At 45.3% G+C, this 17679-nt stretch carries 18 protein-coding genes; 17 read left to right on the top strand and 1 reads right to left on the bottom strand.

Going from position 1 to position 17679, the window contains the following annotated elements; genetic code table 11:
* Positions 1 to 99 precede the first annotated feature (99 nt).
* The 4 genes from AC27KL_RS19150 (at position 100) to AC27KL_RS19165 (ending at position 5616) form a co-directional block, all read left to right on the top strand.
* Positions 100 to 1572: a PucR family transcriptional regulator gene (locus AC27KL_RS19150; protein ID WP_487170684.1), complete on the top strand. Its 1473-nt coding sequence runs from the start codon at positions 100 to 102 to the stop codon at positions 1570 to 1572.
* A 131-nt stretch (positions 1573 to 1703) separates the two neighbouring features.
* Positions 1704 to 2969: a cytosine permease gene (locus AC27KL_RS19155; RefSeq protein WP_487170685.1), complete on the top strand. Its 1266-nt coding sequence runs from the start codon at positions 1704 to 1706 to the stop codon at positions 2967 to 2969.
* Complete coding sequence (locus AC27KL_RS19160) at positions 2970 to 4073, top strand: S-methyl thiohydantoin desulfurase family protein (RefSeq protein ID WP_487170686.1); 1104 nt, start codon at positions 2970 to 2972, stop codon at positions 4071 to 4073.
* The gene (locus tag AC27KL_RS19165; RefSeq protein ID WP_487170687.1) at positions 4066 to 5616 is read left to right on the top strand and encodes a hydantoinase/oxoprolinase family protein; all 1551 of its coding nucleotides are present in this window, start codon (positions 4066 to 4068) and stop codon (positions 5614 to 5616) included. The genes AC27KL_RS19160 and AC27KL_RS19165 overlap by 8 nt, the downstream gene beginning before the upstream one ends.
* A gap of 10 nt (positions 5617 to 5626) precedes the next feature.
* Here AC27KL_RS19165 and AC27KL_RS19170 read toward each other — a convergent pair whose 3' ends face one another.
* Positions 5627 to 5839 (bottom strand): hypothetical protein, encoded by a 213-nt coding sequence (locus tag AC27KL_RS19170; RefSeq protein WP_487170688.1) that lies wholly within the window; start codon positions 5837 to 5839, stop codon positions 5627 to 5629.
* Between the two features lie 260 nt (positions 5840 to 6099).
* On the opposite strand from AC27KL_RS19170, the gene AC27KL_RS19175 reads away from it, so the two are divergent.
* The 13 genes from AC27KL_RS19175 to AC27KL_RS19235 all read left to right on the top strand — a co-directional run bounded on the left by AC27KL_RS19175 (position 6100) and on the right by AC27KL_RS19235 (position 17572).
* Positions 6100 to 6714 (top strand): nucleotidyltransferase family protein, encoded by a 615-nt coding sequence (locus tag AC27KL_RS19175; RefSeq protein WP_487170689.1) that lies wholly within the window; start codon positions 6100 to 6102, stop codon positions 6712 to 6714.
* Positions 6715 to 7160: 446 nt separating this feature from the next.
* Positions 7161 to 9800, top strand: a complete 2640-nt coding sequence (locus AC27KL_RS19180) for a winged helix-turn-helix domain-containing protein (RefSeq protein WP_487170690.1) — start codon at positions 7161 to 7163, stop codon at positions 9798 to 9800.
* 382 nt (positions 9801 to 10182) lie between these two features.
* Positions 10183 to 10842 (top strand): DUF4386 domain-containing protein, encoded by a 660-nt coding sequence (locus AC27KL_RS19185; protein ID WP_487170709.1) that lies wholly within the window; start codon positions 10183 to 10185, stop codon positions 10840 to 10842.
* The gene (locus tag AC27KL_RS19190) at positions 10839 to 11555 is read left to right on the top strand and encodes an NAD(P)-dependent oxidoreductase (RefSeq protein ID WP_487170691.1); all 717 of its coding nucleotides are present in this window, start codon (positions 10839 to 10841) and stop codon (positions 11553 to 11555) included. Before AC27KL_RS19185 ends, AC27KL_RS19190 begins: the two co-directional genes overlap by 4 nt.
* A 239-nt stretch (positions 11556 to 11794) precedes the next feature.
* Complete coding sequence (locus AC27KL_RS19195; RefSeq protein WP_487170692.1) at positions 11795 to 12232, top strand: DUF6557 family protein; 438 nt, start codon at positions 11795 to 11797, stop codon at positions 12230 to 12232.
* Positions 12233 to 12483: 251 nt separating this feature from the next.
* Entirely contained in the window at positions 12484 to 12804 is a 321-nt protein-coding gene (locus AC27KL_RS19200; RefSeq protein WP_487170693.1) for a hypothetical protein, read from the top strand.
* 108 nt (positions 12805 to 12912) lie between these two features.
* Complete coding sequence (locus AC27KL_RS19205) at positions 12913 to 13362, top strand: DUF1569 domain-containing protein (protein ID WP_487170694.1); 450 nt, start codon at positions 12913 to 12915, stop codon at positions 13360 to 13362.
* 56 nt (positions 13363 to 13418) lie between these two features.
* Complete coding sequence (locus tag AC27KL_RS19210; protein WP_487170695.1) at positions 13419 to 14030, top strand: rhomboid family intramembrane serine protease; 612 nt, start codon at positions 13419 to 13421, stop codon at positions 14028 to 14030.
* 186 nt (positions 14031 to 14216) lie between these two features.
* On the top strand, positions 14217 to 14801 hold the full coding sequence (locus tag AC27KL_RS19215) for a sigma-70 family RNA polymerase sigma factor (RefSeq protein WP_487170696.1): 585 nt from the start codon (positions 14217 to 14219) through the stop codon (positions 14799 to 14801).
* Positions 14791 to 15552, top strand: a complete 762-nt coding sequence (locus tag AC27KL_RS19220) for a DUF3600 domain-containing protein (protein WP_487170697.1) — start codon at positions 14791 to 14793, stop codon at positions 15550 to 15552. Before AC27KL_RS19215 ends, AC27KL_RS19220 begins: the two co-directional genes overlap by 11 nt.
* Positions 15553 to 15876: 324 nt before the next feature.
* Complete coding sequence (locus tag AC27KL_RS19225; RefSeq protein ID WP_339322104.1) at positions 15877 to 16470, top strand: YdeI/OmpD-associated family protein; 594 nt, start codon at positions 15877 to 15879, stop codon at positions 16468 to 16470.
* Between the two features lie 204 nt (positions 16471 to 16674).
* Positions 16675 to 17109 (top strand): NUDIX domain-containing protein, encoded by a 435-nt coding sequence (locus tag AC27KL_RS19230; protein WP_339322103.1) that lies wholly within the window; start codon positions 16675 to 16677, stop codon positions 17107 to 17109.
* 34 nt (positions 17110 to 17143) lie between these two features.
* Positions 17144 to 17572, top strand: coding sequence for a GNAT family N-acetyltransferase (locus AC27KL_RS19235; RefSeq protein ID WP_487170698.1), 429 nt, complete (start codon positions 17144 to 17146; stop codon positions 17570 to 17572).
* Positions 17573 to 17679 lie beyond the last annotated feature (107 nt).

The raw sequence follows: 17679 nt of genomic DNA on the forward strand, positions 1-17679 counted from the left end.
ATTTTTTAGGAGATATTCATTTTACACAATTATACGGACTCAACTGTCACCGGAGCAAGCAGGCTTCATCAGACCGTTTCCTCTTTATCTGTTTTAGAGGTGGCAGATGTCAATTTCTTTTCGCAAATCATTCAAACCGTTCAGGAAGAGTGGTATGCCGAAGAGCTGGTCATCAGCTCTTTTTATTCCATTAAGGACAGCGTGGAGCAGCAGTGCAAAACGGTTCAATATCTGCATGACCTGGGCGAAGTGGGATTGATTTTGTACTATGTCGGCATTGTGATGCCGGATATCGCCGATGAAGTGGTCGAGCTGGCCGAATCCCTGAATTTTATTATCATCTGCATGCCGAGAAACGACTACACTCTTAGGTATAATGAAGTCATTTATGAAGTCATGGAGGCGATCGTCAGCAATCAGAATGTGAATGAGCATTTCGTAAATGAATCGCTGGAAAAGGTCTCACTGTTGCCGGAACATTTGCGGAGCGTGGAAATTACCCTTAAACTGCTGTCAGACCGGATGAAAGCGAACATCGTGCTGACCAACAGCAACCTGGATATCATCAACCGGGTCATGTGGCCGCGGAATTCATCGCTTGATGTGGCGAGTCTTATTCGGTCCATGGCGCCTTCCATCTTGAACGGCGGAACGGGAGAAGGAGAACTGAATTCATCCTGCTTTGTTGAATACAAACGTGTTCATCAAAAAAACGGGGAAATCCTTTACCTGTTTCTCATTAAAGAGAATGCGAAGCTGCCTCCGAAGACGATGGATCAAATCAGCGAGGTGGTGCAGGTGGCCATCAATTTGTGGGGAGACAAGCATAACGAGGTCAGCGAATACGCTTTGGTCAAAGCGATCGTAAACGACGAAAGCGAAAAAATGCGAAGACTGGCTCATTTGCTTCATATCGACGTTTCCGCCATCCAAATGATGTGGCTCGTTTACATTCGGGATTTGTCGGAGGAAAGAAGGATAAGGGAAGACTTAAAAGCGCATCTTTCGCAATATTATAAAACCGCGGTCATTCAAACGATCGATCACTGCGTTGTCGTTTTGCTGGGGAATTGCTCCTATAAATACAATGAATATGAAATCGCAGCCGAATATATCGAAACGACGGGTCTCGTCGCTGAAATTTCTAGCGTCGTGTATTCCCCGAGAATGCGGAACACGCAGGACGTACGGCGGATGTATCAACTCGTTAACGGCGTAGAAAAAGAGGTTCACCGCATCTATTATCACCGTAAACTGTATACCGCGGCTGAAGTCCGTTCCATGAAACGGGCCATAGACCTCAGCAAGCAAGGGGAAGAGGTTACGGAGGAATGCTTGTCCGTCATGGAGCCGATCATGGACGACCCGGATGCTTTGAAAACCCTGATGACTTTTCTTCTGGATGCGAAGGGAAATATGGATGAATGCAGCAAGCTTTTGTTCGTCCACAAAAATACGGTGAAATACCGCATCAAAAAAATTAGCGAGCTCATCGGATATGACGTCACCGTCAATTCGGAATCGTACGATGTTTACACCGCCTGTATGGTCTATCGTCTTATTCATAACTAAAAAGTCCCGAGGTTTTGTCGAATCAGACAAAAACTTCGGGATTTTTTTTATTTTCTGAAAAAGACGCTGCCCTGCTTCATCTTATACAATGAGAAAAATGATTCGAACGAACAAACGTGAGGAGGGGTCATATGAAATCCGCCAAAGAATATCAATCCTGGTTCAGTCTGGGGATCATCTGGGCTGGTGCAGTCATCAGCATCCCGAGTTTGTTGGTAGGGAATGCGCTTGTTGCAGGAATGGGGTTATCAAAGGCATTGCTCGTCACGTTGGCAGGCTACGCCATCATTGTGCTGCTCATGATTTTGCAGGGGATTCAAAGCACGGATTTAGGAAGGCCGACCGTTCAGGTCGCAGGTCAAGTGTTTGGCAAAAAAGGATCTCGGACGATTCTTTCGATCATCCTCGCCATTGCGTGCCTCGGATGGTTCGGGATCCAGGCGAATGTGTGCGGGGCAGCCCTGGCCAACTTGCTGGCCGAGATCGGCATGCACCTTCCGGTGCCGCTGGCATCTCTCATCTGCGGTCTCGTGATGGTAGCTTCAGCCATGTACGGCATTAAAGTGCTGCGGGTGATCAGTTATATTGCCGTTCCTTTATTGATCGGGATCAGCGTGTTTGGTCTGATCGAAGCTTTGACCGGAGACTCCCTGCAGATCATCAAGAATTATAAACCTGCGGCGGTGATGAGCTTTACGGACGGACTCGCGGTAACCCTGGGTTCATTTGCGCTGGGAGCGGTCATCGCGGGAGATTATTCGCAATTTTCGAGAAAACGGTCCGATGTGCTGAAAGCTGCTCTTTTCGGAATTATTCCGGCGGGTTTGCTGATGATCGGTGCAGGAGCCGTCCTGACGATCGCTTACCGGGCTAGCGATATTACAGCCACTTTTTTGAGCATCACGACGCCGTTTATTGGCGGTGTGATTTTGATCCTGGCTACCTGGAAGACGAACCTTGTGAATGTTATTTCAGGCGGTTTTGCCTTAATCAACGTGTTCAACGTTTCGAAGGAGAAGGAAAAGTGGGCCATCGGCATTGCGGGAACCATCGGGACCGTATTGGCTGTCATCGGCATACTCAACTATTTTACTCCGATCATGTCCATCCTGTCGGCTATGATTCCGCCGGTGGCGGGCGTGATGATCGCTTCGTACTGGGTGCTTGGCAAAGGGGATAAGAGCCGCTGGCAGGAGGTCGAAGGCGTGAATGCTTTGGGCGTTGTCTCATGGCTTGCGGGCGCGGTCATTGCTTGTGCTCCTGTCGTGTTGTCCTTTTTCCCGAGCTTGCCGCAGGTACCGAATCAGCCGCTGGCCGGGATTGTGATTTCTTTTGTCATGTATTATGTCGGTTATCGTTTATCGGCTCAGAAGACTGTCATATTGGAGGAAACGTAAATGAGATATATAGATCAAGCAGCTGTTGAAAACATCGCCGTCGGCGCGGCATTTCTGGGAACCGGCGGAGGGGGAGACCCTTATATCGGCAAATTGATGGCTCTTTCGGCCATTGATAAATATGGTCCTGTAAAACTATACTCGGTCGACGAGATTCAGGATGAGGACTTTTTCATTCCGGCCGCGATGATGGGGGCGCCTTCCGTATTGGTGGAGAAGTTCCCTAAAGGGGACGAGTTTGTGAAGGTGTTCCAAAAATTAGCGAATTATTTGGGAAAAGAACAGATCGCCGGCACGTTTCCGATGGAAGCGGGGGGCGTCAACTCCATGATTCCCATCGTCGTTGCGGCGCAGCTGGGATTGCCATTGATCGACTGCGACGGTATGGGACGGGCGTTCCCGGAGCTGCAAATGGTGACGTTTAACCTGGACGGCATTCCGGCGACGCCGATGGCGATTACGGATGAAAAAGGGAACATCGGCATCTTTGAGACCATTGATAATAAATGGACAGAACGGCTCGCCAGAGTGTCCACGGTCGAAATGGGGGCCAGTGCCTTAGTCAGCTTGTATCCTGCAACGGGTGCTCAAATCAAGCAAAGCGGCGTTCACCATATCGTGACCCTGTCCGAACAGATTGGCGCAATCATTATATCGAAAAACCGGGATGCCAAGGATAAGCTGCAAGAACTGCTGAAACTCGTGTCCGGCTATGAACTTTTCCAAGGTAAAATCGTGGATGTCATCCGGGAGACCAAGGGCGGATTTAATCTCGGCCGGATGCATCTCGAAGGCATCGAAGCGTTTAAAGCCGGGGAGATGAAGGTTCATTTTCAAAATGAAAACCTGGTTGCCGAACGGAATGGTCAAGTGGCCGCGATCACTCCCGATTTGATCTGTCTGGTCGATTATGAAACCCTGTTGCCCGTGACCACGGAGAGCCTGAAATACGGGAAACGCGTACGGGTGATCGGGCTGCCGGCCCATGAAAAGTGGAGAACGGAAAAAGGAATCGAGACGGCAGGTCCAAGATACTTCGGATATGATTACGATTATGTTCCGATCGAGGAACTGGTAAAAAAGGCGGTGGCTGAAAATGTATAGAATCGGGATCGATGTGGGCGGCACCAATACGGATGCCATCATTTTGGATGAGAATCACCAGTTGATCCATGCGGTGAAATCACCGACAAGCTTGGATATTAAAACGGGCATCGAAACCTCTCTCCGGAGGTTGCTGCAGGAAGCGGACATCGATAAAACCCAAATTACGCATGCCATGTTAGGTACGACACAGTGCACGAATGCGATTGTGGAGCGTAAAAAGCTGGCCCAAGTCGGCGTCATTCGTCTGGGTTACCCGGCAACGGCTTCCGTGGCCCCGTATACGTCCTGGCCTGAGGATATGGTGGAGAAGCTGTCGGGTAAATACGCTCTCGTCCACGGCGGATATGAATACGACGGCCAAGTGCTTGGTGAAGTCGATGAGACCGAAATTACGGCTCTTCTGGAAGAGTGGCGCGGTAGTATTGAATCCATTGCGGTCATCGGCGTATTTTCATCCCTTAAAAATGACCAGGAGTTCCAAGTTCGCGATCTCATCCATCAAATGTACGGAGCGGAATTTCCTGTTTCCTGTTCTTCATTGATCGGTTCGGTCGGTTTGATCGAACGGGAAAATGCGACCATCCTCAATGCGGCATTGTGCAAAGTGATTAAAACGACGACCGAGGGCTTTGTTCAGGCGTTGGAAGAAGAGGGCATCTCGGACGCAGCCGTGTTTTTATGCCAAAATGACGGAACCTTGATGTCGATTGATTATGCCAAACAGTTTCCGATCCTGACCATTGCCTGCGGGCCGACGAACAGTATTCGCGGGGCTTCCTATTTAGCGAAGATCAAGAATACGATGGTTCTCGACGTAGGCGGGACGACATCGGACATCGGGGTATTGCAGGACGGCTTCCCGAGAGAATCCTCGGTTGCGGTCGAGGTTGGCGATATCCGCACGAATTTCCGCATGCCGGATATTATCTCCGTCGGGCTGGGCGGCGGAAGCATTGTGCGCTCGGAGAACGGCAAAATTACGGTTGGCCCTGACAGCGTAGGGTACAAGATTGGACAAGAAGCGCTGGTTTTTGGCGGGAATACGCTGACTACGACAGACATTGCCGTTCGGCTGGGTCTCGCGGATGTCGGGGATAAGAGCTTGGTGGCGCATCTGGATGAAGACTTCGCTAAAAAAGTGCAAGCTGAAATTGCAACCATCATAGAGCAGGCCATTGATAAAATGAAGACATCGTCGGGAGACGTTGAGCTTGTTTTGGTAGGCGGCGGCAGTGTCGTTATACCGGACACTATTCGCGGGGTATCCCGTATGATTAAGCCTGAGAACGGGGGCGTAGCCAACGCCATTGGCGCGTGTATTGCCCAAATCAGCGGACAATATGAGCAAATTTACATCTATTCTACGGAGCCGCGCGAGGAATCATTAAGAGATGCGCGTGAAAAAGCCGAGAAGCAAGCGGTGCTGGCCGGCGCTGATCCGGCTACGGTGGAACTCGTGGAAGTGGAAGAAACCCCGCTGGCTTATCATCCGGGAAATGCGACGAGACTGAGAGTGAAAGTCGTTGGAAACATGAAGTAGAAGAGAGGCCTCACATGAGTTTGGACAACTTGTGTGGGGCTCTTTTTTTGTTTATCGGCGGGTCTTTCATTCCAGCATTCTTCCAAAACCGGATCGAAGTTGGAATGAAGCAATCTCCCTGAACCTTTGCACTTATGATTATCGGTATCCTGAGCAGCGGAATAAAATCATGGGTACGGAATTTATTTTCCCCGGACATGGCCAGCATTCCGATTGGCGTCATCGGGCTTTCGCTCCTTGGGGGTCAGTTGTATAATCATGGAAGAAGCTCAGACAACAAACGATCCAGCCCAAGATAAGAGCGATCTACGCTGGGGGGACAAACTGCCTTGGTCCGCCGGAGGATTTTCAGAGAAGATCATGCACGCGAGGCCTAAGTCCGTTGGACCCGGTGCATACGCGCCTTAAGCCTCTCGGTTCGTGAATACAGCGACGTTATGTGAAATTCCTATGAAGGGCGAAATAGAAAGGAGTCTAAATTTTATGACTTGGAAGCAAGCCCTAAAGACTTTCTGCGATCTCTACTCTGAATCCAAACTAACAAATCAATGGATTGTCGTCGGATCCGTTGGATCTGTATTGCAGAAAGCAATCATGATACCAAATGATTTAGATATTTATGTTCGGAAGATTGAAGATGTTAAAGATATTGCTCAACTCCTAAAGGCATTCAACTTAAAGACTAAATCTGATCTTTCTTATTCTGATGTTGGATGGCTATCCTCAAATGAAGAACCATTCTTTACTCAATCATTTTCTTCTGGCTTCACTTGGACTAAAGGAAAATGGAAAATTCAGGATTTCACTGTGGAAGTGGTTCAAATATCAAATTCAGCTGGAATACCCGATTCGGATACAGGGGAAGGAATATGGGAAGGCGGTAAATATATTTGGGAATTAATGAAGTATGTTAAATTCGAGAACCATGAAATACCGGTAGTTCCTTTAGAGATTCAATTGGAATCAAACATTAGAAGAAATAGACAAGATCGAATAGATGCAATTTTGAATGCATTAATGACATATGGATATGATATGGAATTATTTAAGAAGGCATTATCAAATGCAAATAGAGAACAGTTTAAAGAATTGCTTTAGCAATTCGATGAAGTCAAGGAACTTCACATAACAAAGTATTCAGCTTTGGGTCGGCTTTCGCCGCCCCTCGGTCCGGGAGAAGCGATCGGCAGAGGGTGGATTTAGCGGACACATCCGCATCGGCTAACTGCACAAGCGCAAATATTTTATTTTAAGTAATTCAAGTAGAGAGGGGAAAAAATGGGCCAGGGCCAACTAGATCACCCGCCAGCAAGTCATAAGGTAGTACATAATTTGACCACCGAAACCAGAACGGAAATTTGGGATTTGTATCGTTAAATATAGATGTAATAAGGAAGTAATTGGATAGGACCGAGAAGGCAGAGGTATCATCTCCCGTATGGATGAAAGAGTTTTACTAACAAATATAATTCATCTGAATGAATGTATTAACCACAATAGCGGTGAAAGCGTAATAAAAATGAAAAGCGTGGTGTAGATATTTTATGAACATACCTATATTAACCACAAAGCTGCACATTCCGCCAGCGCGATCGAAAGTGGTCCACCGCTCACATTTGTTCGAACGCTTGTACGAAGGTCAGCAAAGAAAACTAACGCTGATCTCCGCTTCTGCCGGCTATGGTAAAACCACGTTGGTCAGCGAGTGGCTTGCTGACTGTAGACGCCCGGCCGCCTGGTTGTCGCTGGATGAAGGGGACAATGATCCTGTGCGATTCCTTCTTCATCTTATTGCTGCAATAAAGAACATCGTTAACGTTAACGACCAAGGTATATGGAAAGCGTTGCATTCTCCGCAACCGTTGCCGGTCAAATACATACTTACGGCTTTAGTCAATGAAATATCGTCATCCGGTTCAGATCCATTCATTCTCGTTCTTGACGACTACCACGCCATTGAATCTCAAACCGTACAAAATGCTCTGTCTTTTCTTATCGATCATCAACCATCACGGATGCATTCGATCATCATGACACGCGAAGAGCCGCAGCTGCCGATCGCCAGATTACGGGCAAAAAACGAATTAACAGAGCTGCGTGGAAACGACCTGCGTTTCACCCAGAATGAAGCGACGTTATTTTTTAACCAGATTATGGGGCTTAAGCTATCATCTGCAGAGGTATTTTCTCTGGAGGCACGTACCGAAGGATGGATTGTCGGATTGCAATTAGCTGCGATCTCAATGCAAGGTTGTTCGAATACGGCCCAATTCGTCTCATCCTTTACCGGCAGCCATCGTTTCGTGTTGGACTATTTGATGGAGGAAGTCCTTATGCTGCAGTCCGAAAAAGTTCAGACCTTTTTGCTTCATACATCCATTCTTGATCGATTTTGCGGCTCCCTCTGTGAAGCGGTTCTGCAGAATGGTAGGGGAGGACAGGAAATCCTGGAGTATCTGGAGCGTTCCAACCTTTTTATCGTCCCGTTGGATAGCGAGCGTCATTGGTACCGTTACCATCACCTGTTTGCCGATTTGTTGCGCCGGCGTTTTTACCATGCCAACAAGTACAAGGCCGAGGAGATTGCCGTTCTGCATACTAGGGCAAGTCATTGGTTTGAAGAGAATGAACTTGAGATCGAAGCGTTTCAGCACGCTGCGGCAGCTCAAGATGTGGATCGGGCCGCAACATTGATTGAAGGAAGGGGAATGCCCTTACACTTTCGCGGCGCTGTCCATCCTGTATTAACCTGGTTAAAGAGCCAGGACGAGTCCACGCTCAATAAACGCCCGTCGTTGTGGGTAATTTATGCCTCCGCCCTGTTGATGATTGGGCAATTGAACGGAATCGAACAGAAACTTTCCGCGGCCGAAACGGCCATGAAGCCTCTCGATCCCAATGAGATCGATCAAGATCTAATCGGACATATCGCCTCGATCAAGGCCACGCTCGGAGTCATTAAGAACGATGCAGACACCATTATTGCCCAGTCACTCATCGCGCTGGAACATCTGCACCCCCGTAACCTGCCCGTACGTGCAGCGACAACCTGGACGTTAGGCGTGGCCTACCAGTTGCAGGGCAATCGCGCGGCAGCCGGACAAGCTTATGCAGAGGCGCTAGAAATAAGCCGGCGGATCGGACATGTGATTATTGCGCTGATGGCTGCTTTAGGCACAGGCCAGATCCAGGAACAGGACAATCAGTTGACCTTGGCCGTACAAACCTATAGACAAGTCATTCAACTCGCCGGCGAACCGCCGCTGCCGGTTGCGTGCGATGCATACTTGGGCATGGCTCGCATTTTCTATGAATGGAACCATCTGGATGAAGCTGAACGGCATATACAGCAGAGCATCCTGTTGGCCGGACAGCTTGAGAACACGGACAGGCTGCCTGACAGCGAATTATTTGCAGCAAAATTGAAGCTCGCCGGACAAGATATTTCTGCCGCGGAAGCTTTGCTTTCTAAAGCTCGTCGTGAAGTGCAGGAACTTCCCTTTACTCGTCTCTTGAGCGAAGTAAAACAATTGGAGCTTCTGATTTCTCTTCACCATGGCAACCTTCCGGAAGCCGTAAAGCTGGTGGAAACGAGTGAATTACCTGTTCTACAGTCAAGAATCCATATCATCCAAGGAAATGCAAGAGCGGCCCTTGCCATACTGGGTACCTTATATGACCAAGCGAAAGTAAAGCAATGGAAGAACGAACAGCTCAAGCTGATTATACTCCAAGCGTTAGCCTTTCAGGCCCAAGGCAATTTGGAGAGGGCGCTGCAGAGATTAAATGATGCTTTGATCATGGCGAAGAGCGAGGGCTTCGTTCGTCTTTTTGTCGATGAAGGTAAGCCCATGCTTGATTTATTGACGGAAGCGGCTTCTCGTCGGCTCCAGCCGGATTATACCCGATTTTTGCTGTCTAACATGCATGCTGAACAGAAGCTATACGATTTTGCGGCTGGCAGCCATCCTATCCGTTTCGAGCCTGTAATCGATGCCTTAAGCGAGCGTGAACTAGAAGTTCTGCAACTGATCGCCCAAGGTCTCTCTAATCAAGAAATTTGCGACCGGCTTTTCCTTGCCTTAAGTACAGTGAAGGGGTATAATCGCAACATTTTTGATAAATTACAGGTGAAAAGGCGAACCGAAGCAATCGCACGTGCCAGGGAGCTCGGACTGATTTAAATCGTGGATATCCTGCAAGTTACTCCGGTCTTAAGCAGTGCCTATAGGCACTGCTTGGACCTTTTTTATTTCGAAACATACTTTAGTATCTACCCGGCCATACCTTGCAGCAAATATACTGTTCGTAAACGTCTGGCTGATCATCAGGGATTCAATCAGGCGGCCCGTGGTGAGTTCCTGACGGATAAGGTCCAACTGCCGCCATAATTTCAAACGAATAATGAATGCTCCACAAACGAATGAAAAAATATCCCCGAAACAGCGAATACCCTGCTTCGCCCAGCCATATTTTGGCCTTCGGCGAACCTCGGGTATTCACAAAACGATAAAGGAGTGAATAGTCATCAAATCCAACAGAAAAGCTGCGATCCTTCTTGGGCTGCTGTTCATATTCAGTTTTGTATTTGGAATATTTAGCTCTGTTCCTGCGTTAGAACGTCCAGATTATCTTGAAAAGTTATCAGGGATCGAAATGCAGGTTTTGATTGCTACCTTTTTTCAAGCGGCAATGGCCGTAGTATATGTCGTTGTAACCGTAATATTCTACCTCATACTAAAAAATTACAACAAAAGTCTTGCGGTTGGATATTTCGGTTTCAGGATTATTGGAACTGGATTTCTTTTTGCCGGTATAGGCTCTCTTCTTCTTTTATTAGGGTTGAGTCAAAATTCCGCAGCTGCCGGCCAAGCGGACTCATCGTATTTTGAAGTTATAGCTGAATTGCTTAGACAAGGCAGAGATATGCTGAATCATATAGGAATGATATTGCCATGGAGTATTGGCGGTTTGATCCTCTATTATTGCCTATATAAAATTAGACTTATCTCAAGGTGGCTATCGATATGGGGGATCGTCGGTTCTACCTTGACTCTTCTGGCTACGTTGCTGTTGATGTTGAATATGATCGAATTAGTGAGCCCGGTTTACTTTATGTTAAACGCGCCAATAGCTTTTTGCGAACTGGTAGTGGCTATATTCCTGATCGTCAGAGGGTTCAATCCTATGGATATAAAATCCAATAATAACGGAGAAAGAATATGAGAGTATTGGTTCTTGGGGCAAGCGGCGCTACCGGTCAACAAGTCGTGAGGCAATTCATCAACAGAAAAATCCATACCCGGATTCTCGTCAGAAAAAGCGCAGTGATCCCCATATATATGCAAGAAAATCCATTGGTGGAAATCGTGCAGGGGAATATTAATGAATTAAATGATGCTGAGCTGAATCTTCTCCTGCGGGATTGTCATGCAGTGATCTCCTGTCTTGGTCACAATATGACGTTCAAAGGGATGTTTGGCCAACCTCGATATTTGGTGTTTGACGCAATAAAAGGAATCTGTGAGACAGTCAAAAAAAGGGCTGACAAAAGGGTGAAACTCATACTGATGAGTACAACCGGTTATACGAATACGTTGTCGGGGGAGACCCATTCAATCGGAGAAAAAATTATCCTTTCTTTACTAAAGCTCTTGCTTCCTCCTCACATGGATAACGTCAAGGCAGTAAATTATCTGATTACCGAAATGGGTAAAAAGAACGACCAGGTAGAATGGGTTGCCGTACGGCCGGATACATTAGTCAATCATGATGAGTACAGTCCGTATGAAATTTGTGAATCTCCAGCAAGAAGCCCCATATTCAATGCAGGTAAAACAAGCAGAGTGAATGTAAGTCATTTTATGGCTGAACTGGTGACAGATGATTCCTTATGGAAGGACTGGGCATTTAAAACGCCAGTCATTTACAATAAATAAACTTTGCGCCTGAGAAATCGATAAAAGAACAAAACATTACATGGTGGCATCTATTCGGAGAAGTCGGAGGATTTGGATAATAACGTCTATGCTTCGGGACTACCGTCCCTTGCCTGTCGGATGTATAATCTAGGAAGACATGGCAGACAACATACAACCCAGCCTGAGATAAGGCCGAGAAGCATATATTTTCACAAAGCGGCTCCGAACGGAGCCTTAAATAACGGGAGTTCAATTACATGATTACCTTTAAAGAGATTTTAAACAAAGTCGTTTTCGAAGAGATTTGGGACAAATTGATTGAATACTATCCGAATATGAACCGCACAAAGAGAAAATATCTAACCGTATATAAATCCTTACTTTCAAAAGATCCGGCAAAAAATGTAGAGGAGATGATCATACATATAGACAAGGTTGATTCTGATGCTTCTCTTGACGAAGATTATGTGGAGTATCGGGTGCATGGAAAAAATAATTCATCCGAGTGGGATGGATACTGGGACATCTCCGCAAATAATTGGGAGGAGTGGCTAGGCTTTTATATAGATCATAAAGTACTTGATCGCTTTTCAAGCGAACAAATAGCGGCGCTTTGTTTGTATGAAATGACGTGGTTTGGTTTTTCTGAAGAACAAATCATGAGTAAAGTTGACGGGGCCGATATCCTGTCTTGATTTGAAGAGGTGGGGACAGGTCCAACAGATAACACGTATCTACGCTGTGCCTCAACGCTCCATGGTCTGCCCGAAGATAATCGGAGAAGTTGGATCAAGCAGACAGCCCTGCACCACCTAACCGCGCAACGGCCGGGACTAATGTCCTTTAAGGTGGTGAGGGTTCGTTGATACAAGAACGTTATCTAAAAGATATGAAGAGGTAGAAAAAGAAGTGAAAGAGGAAGTTACATAAACTTCGGGGGATCGCTATGGAGCCATGGGAAAGACTCATTGAAATATTGCTAGATGGAAGAGCTTCAGAGGCCGAGCGGGATGATGCTGCGATGGATCTAAGTGGATACAGCCATGAAACAGTTATCGAGGCATTAGTGGTAACAATCAATGATGATTCGGCTAACGATATGATTAAAGCAAGCTGTGGAGAATCCCTTGCGATGATTTTTATACAGAAAAACAGATTTGAAGAACAGATTTACAAAAAATTGAAGGGCATAGCCAAAACAGAATTTGATCGATCTATCCTTTCTCAAAAAAAGAAGTGGAAAAAATACTTGGATCTAGAAACTTGATGAGTAAGAAGCGGGTTCAGAATGGATATTCAGCAGCAATTCGTGAATACACGAACGTTATACGAATTCAGCGCATAAAAAACCTTTTTTTCGGGAGGAGCCGTTCTAATGAATAGCATTTTTGAACCATGCCACACCAATGAAATTATTGCCCGTATCAAACGATTACGCCGAGATTCGCAACCACGTTGGGGTAAAATGAATGTCGCGCAAATGTTAGCTCATTGCTCATCTTTTCAGGAGATCGCGATGGGGAACTCTTCTTCCTCAAGAAGTTGGCTCGGGGTGGTCATAGGAAAGTTTGTGAAACCCATCTTTTACAACGACAAGCCGCTTCCACGGAATATGTCCACGATTCCGGATATCATGATTGTAGATGAAAGGGATTTTGACGCGGAAAAAGAAACATTAATACAAAAAATAATTACGTTTCAAAATAATGGACCCGAGAAATGCACGACCCGACCCCATCCTTTTTTCGGCAAATTCTCTCCTGAAGAATGGGGCAAGGGCATTTATAAACATTTGGACCATCATTTAAAACAGTTTGGCGTATAGTTCATGAAACGTGATGACGCTGTGGCCCGAAACTGAGGTCAAAGAGGAATAATGAAATGAACATTGAATATGGGAATACGCTTAAGGAGTTTAGGACGCTATATCCTGTTACGTTTTATATCATTGCAATTAACACTTGCTTATTTTTCATTACGGTCATTTTCAATGGAATTTGTGGAAGCGGCTATGTCCAATCCTTGTTTGGAATTACCTCTGGAAGGTATGAGCCTTGGAGGTTTGCCACCTATGCTTTTTTACATAATGGAATTCAACACTACCTAAGTAACAATTTGTTTCTATATATCATGGCTCCTCCCATTGAATACATATTGGGGCGAAGAAAGTTTATGATTTTCATAATGATGAATATCATACTAACTCCAATGGGTGACTTTTTAATATTGTCAACGAACAGTCTGGTTGGCTCCTCGGGAATTTGTTTTGGGATCATGGCTGTATATTATTGCATCATGATTTCTAAACGGGTTGTTTTCAGAAAAGAAACGGTTATTATGTTATTTGTTTGGTCATTCCTTGGTTGGGGCAGTACGTTTCTTATGGAACGTATAAGTATTAGCGGTCATATAACCGGTTTTATATGGGGGCTTTTATTTTCACTTATGGTCTTTCGCAAGAACGACAAAAGGCACAAATCCCATACGGGCTAGAGAGTTTATAGGAGATACCCACAATCCAATTTAATTAAATACACCCCCAAAAAAAGTCCTTCGATGGTTATAAACGGAGGACTTTTATCATTTTTTGACCATTCCGCAGATTTATTTTGAAAATAATTCGAACGATATCATTCGATTTTACCAATAAATACTGTAAGGCCTAAGGGGAGGTGGCAGATGGATCATTCAACTGAATATGCAAGGCTCGTTGCACTGACATTAGCGGGAAGCCGTGATGCATTTGGCGAGCTGTATGAAGCAACCATCAAGGACGTTTACAAAACCGTTTGTTTTCTTGTTAAAGAACAGTCTGACGCAGAGGATGTCATTCAGGAGATCTACATTCAAGCATATCGGTCTCTGGGCAAGTTTGATGCAAACAGGCCGTTTCGGCCTTGGTTCATGGGCATCGTGATGCGTCAAATTCAAGCCCACCGAAGAAAAAGCTGGACACATGTACGAATCATCAAAAGAGTGGAACAGATTGAACAACTGGTGGCCTATGATTTCTCCAATGAAGTGGTGAACAAGGTATCGAACCGTTCGCTGCTTGCATGCGTAGACCGGCTTCCTTTTAAGCTGAAGATCGTAATTATCCTGCATTATTTAAACGATTACACGCAAGAAGAGATTGCAGCCATACTCGAGATCCCTCTCGGTACCGTAAAATCAAGGATCCATGCTGCGCTGCAAAAGATACGTAACAAACAGAATATGAACATTCCGGCATTGGGAAGGGTGGAGAAACTAAATGAGTCTTGATGAAAGATTAAAAACGGCTTTTACGGAAGAAACCAAAGATTGGAGCGCACCTGCTGATCTTAAGGGAAAAATACTGAACCAGGTCGTAACTGTTCAAACTGGACGGCGAATGAAAAAATGGATTGCTGCGGGCATTTTGGCCGCGGCCTTGTTAATCCCGACTGGTGCATATGCCGGGTACAATTACATTGCGGATTCCATCTACGGTTCGCAGGAGAATATCGCCAAGTATGGGGTAAGTCCAAAACAGTACGAAGAGCTCGAGGCAAAGCTGCAGAGCGCCAAGCAAAACCTCGGTGAAGAGGAATTTACCAAATGGCTGTCTTTACTTCAAGAGTTGGAAACAATGAATTTGAACATTGCCGATGCTAATGGGGATGTTCATCCTGAGCGCTTGAGCGCGGAGGAGCTTAAACGCTATAAAAGCTTAACGTCTGAGCTAGAACCTATCTTTAATAAATTGAACGAAATTCAATCAACCCCAAAAAGGGAAGTTAAAATGGTAGATAACGCTGCTTTCTGGGGAGGAATCGTAGACCAAGCCAGGCAGGCATTCAGTAAAGAGGAATTCGATGAGTTCCAAACTTTGATCAATGAATTGAAGGATTATGACGACAAGACGCTTGATCCGGATGGAAGCATTCATGTAGAACGAATCTCAGAGGAAGATGAATCGAAGATCGATCAGTTGACAGAGCAGCTGGAGCCGTATTTTAAGAAGCTGGGAATTACGTTTAAACCAAAATCTTGACCTCCTGGTTGATCGAATTCCTTCGGCCTCAGTTCCATATATCCATTTTAAACTGTTTCGGGCAAAACAACATTTGCCCGATTTTTTTAACCAATCCGTTTGAACGGAACTGAAACGATGAGGGGACTCTTTTGAAAGGGTAAAATGGAGGGTGTTGAGCTGCATGGTCAATGCACATTAAAATGATCTTATCATTTCCTAATCTACCCAACCGATTGTGAGATGAATTCAGCTAACCGTCCCACCCCGTATCCGCAAACAACTTTCTGTAAACAAATATGATATATACCTAAACTGCTGCGAGAAAAGGAACGAGGCATAGCCATGGAAAATAAAATGAATCCCAAAGTAGATGCATATATAGGCAGAGCCACGAAGTGGCTTGAAGAAATGGAGAAGTTGAGAGAGATCCTGCTGGACTGTGGGCTTACCGAAGAATTGAAGTGGGGGAAGCCTTGTTATTCGTCCCAGGGACGAAACATCGTGATCATCCAAGGGTTTAAAGCTTACTTGGCGCTTCTGTTTTTTAAAGGTTACTTGTTGCAAGACCCTCATGGGATTCTTGTCAAAACCGGGGAGAATACGAAGGTAGGACGCCAGATTCGGTTCAACGATACCCAAGAAATCGTACGGCTGGAACCCATCTTGAGAGCTTATATTGCGGAAGCCATTGAAGTAGAACAATCCGGCGTGAAAGTGGATATCATCAAAGAAACAGAACTTGATATTCCCCAAGAATTTCAACATAAACTCGATGAAAACCCTGCCTTGAAAGCGGCCTTTGATGCCTTGACGCCAGGGCGGCAGAGAGCGTACGTGTATTACTTTTCGGCGCCCAAACAATCCAAAACCAGAGAGTCCCGGGTCGAAAAATGTACGCAGCAAATTCTCGACGGCAAGGGATTAAACGAACGGTAACATCCGGTGGGAAGGGCATCGCAAGGAATGCTTATTTATCACGAAGCAGTTGAGCTATCTATATCAGATCGCGCATCAAACTGGCTTCCCGGCTACCTGGATTCCTTATTTTGAAAAAGGGTTGAATTGCACGCCATCTCTCGGTCCGCACAAGGCTATCAGAGATTCTTGCAAACAATACAAAACATACTAAAGGAGATTTCAATGAGGATAAGGAATTCAACGAAAGCTGTAATCATACATAATAATAAATTACTTGTAACCAAGCTTAAAGATAAGGATGAAGTATTTTATTTATTGCCTGGAGGAGGGCAAGAGCCTGGCGAGATGCTTAAGGAATGTCTGGTCAGGGAATGTACAGAGGAAACAGGATATGAAATTGAAGTACAAGAATTACTATATGTAAGGGAATGCTTTTTAGATGAAGGCATCCATAGGGTTGAATTTATATTTAGCGCGATTCTGAAAGAAGCTGATGTAATCGATGGGACAGCAATGGACAAAAACCAGATAGGAATCGAATGGATAGAAATTGACAACATAATGGAAGAGCCGTTATTTCCGGCAGGATTCAGAAGTCTTATTGATTCTTACAGTAAAGGAAAGCATGCAACAACATATTTAGGGGAAATTATATAGAACTTATTATCTAGAAGCAAAGGAGAAAAAAACGATGTTTAAATACGAGGTGGATGACTCTACTTATTTGTCGTTATTGGAGATTAAAGATGCAGAAAAATTGTATGATTTGATTGACAGAAACAGGGATCATATTGGTAAGTGGCTAAAGTTCCCGAGTATGACATTAACAGCGGACGATTCAAGAACCTTTATAGAAAGAACACGTCTCAGATACGCTAAGGATGAAGGTTACTGGTTAGGAATATGGTGTGGAGATCAACTTGTGGGATCAATCGGTTACTTATACTTAGACCAGGAAAATAAAAAAACTGAAATTGGATACTGGCTGGGGAAGGAATATGAGGGCAAGGGATTCATTACGAAGGCCGCTAAAATATTAATAAACTATGCCTTTGAGGAACTTGGATTAAATAAAATCGAAATAGGAGCAGCTTCAGACAATATGAGCGTTTTGCAGTAATCTGAGGCCTTGAGCCGTAAGGATTTTCGGACATAAAAAAGGGACTTCACCCCAACTTGGAGAAGTTTTCAAGTGACCAAACCCAAAAACCTCAAGGATGGAGGAAG

It is taken from the genome of Paenibacillus sp. YAE3, from assembly GCF_057546105.1.

Bases quoted from the DNA above. Each gene is read 5' to 3' on its own strand.
- AC27KL_RS19200 (WP_487170693.1), top strand. From the start codon at position 12,484: ATGGAGCCATGGGAAAGACTCATTGAAATATTGCTAGATGGAAGAGCT.
- AC27KL_RS19230 (WP_339322103.1), top strand. From the start codon at position 16,675: ATGAGGATAAGGAATTCAACGAAAGCTGTAATCATACATAATAATAAA.
- AC27KL_RS19210 (WP_487170695.1), top strand. From the start codon at position 13,419: ATGAACATTGAATATGGGAATACGCTTAAGGAGTTTAGGACGCTATAT.
- AC27KL_RS19170 (WP_487170688.1), bottom strand. From the start codon at position 5,839: ATGACGCCAATCGGAATGCTGGCCATGTCCGGGGAAAATAAATTCCGT.
- AC27KL_RS19180 (WP_487170690.1), top strand. From the start codon at position 7,161: ATGAACATACCTATATTAACCACAAAGCTGCACATTCCGCCAGCGCGA.
- AC27KL_RS19235 (WP_487170698.1), top strand. From the start codon at position 17,144: ATGTTTAAATACGAGGTGGATGACTCTACTTATTTGTCGTTATTGGAG.
- AC27KL_RS19220 (WP_487170697.1), top strand. From the start codon at position 14,791: ATGAGTCTTGATGAAAGATTAAAAACGGCTTTTACGGAAGAAACCAAA.
- AC27KL_RS19155 (WP_487170685.1), top strand. From the start codon at position 1,704: ATGAAATCCGCCAAAGAATATCAATCCTGGTTCAGTCTGGGGATCATC.
- AC27KL_RS19205 (WP_487170694.1), top strand. From the start codon at position 12,913: ATGAATAGCATTTTTGAACCATGCCACACCAATGAAATTATTGCCCGT.
- AC27KL_RS19215 (WP_487170696.1), top strand. From the start codon at position 14,217: ATGGATCATTCAACTGAATATGCAAGGCTCGTTGCACTGACATTAGCG.
- AC27KL_RS19195 (WP_487170692.1), top strand. From the start codon at position 11,795: ATGATTACCTTTAAAGAGATTTTAAACAAAGTCGTTTTCGAAGAGATT.
- AC27KL_RS19175 (WP_487170689.1), top strand. From the start codon at position 6,100: ATGACTTGGAAGCAAGCCCTAAAGACTTTCTGCGATCTCTACTCTGAA.
- AC27KL_RS19225 (WP_339322104.1), top strand. From the start codon at position 15,877: ATGGAAAATAAAATGAATCCCAAAGTAGATGCATATATAGGCAGAGCC.
- AC27KL_RS19165 (WP_487170687.1), top strand. From the start codon at position 4,066: ATGTATAGAATCGGGATCGATGTGGGCGGCACCAATACGGATGCCATC.
- AC27KL_RS19190 (WP_487170691.1), top strand. From the start codon at position 10,839: ATGAGAGTATTGGTTCTTGGGGCAAGCGGCGCTACCGGTCAACAAGTC.
- AC27KL_RS19160 (WP_487170686.1), top strand. From the start codon at position 2,970: ATGAGATATATAGATCAAGCAGCTGTTGAAAACATCGCCGTCGGCGCG.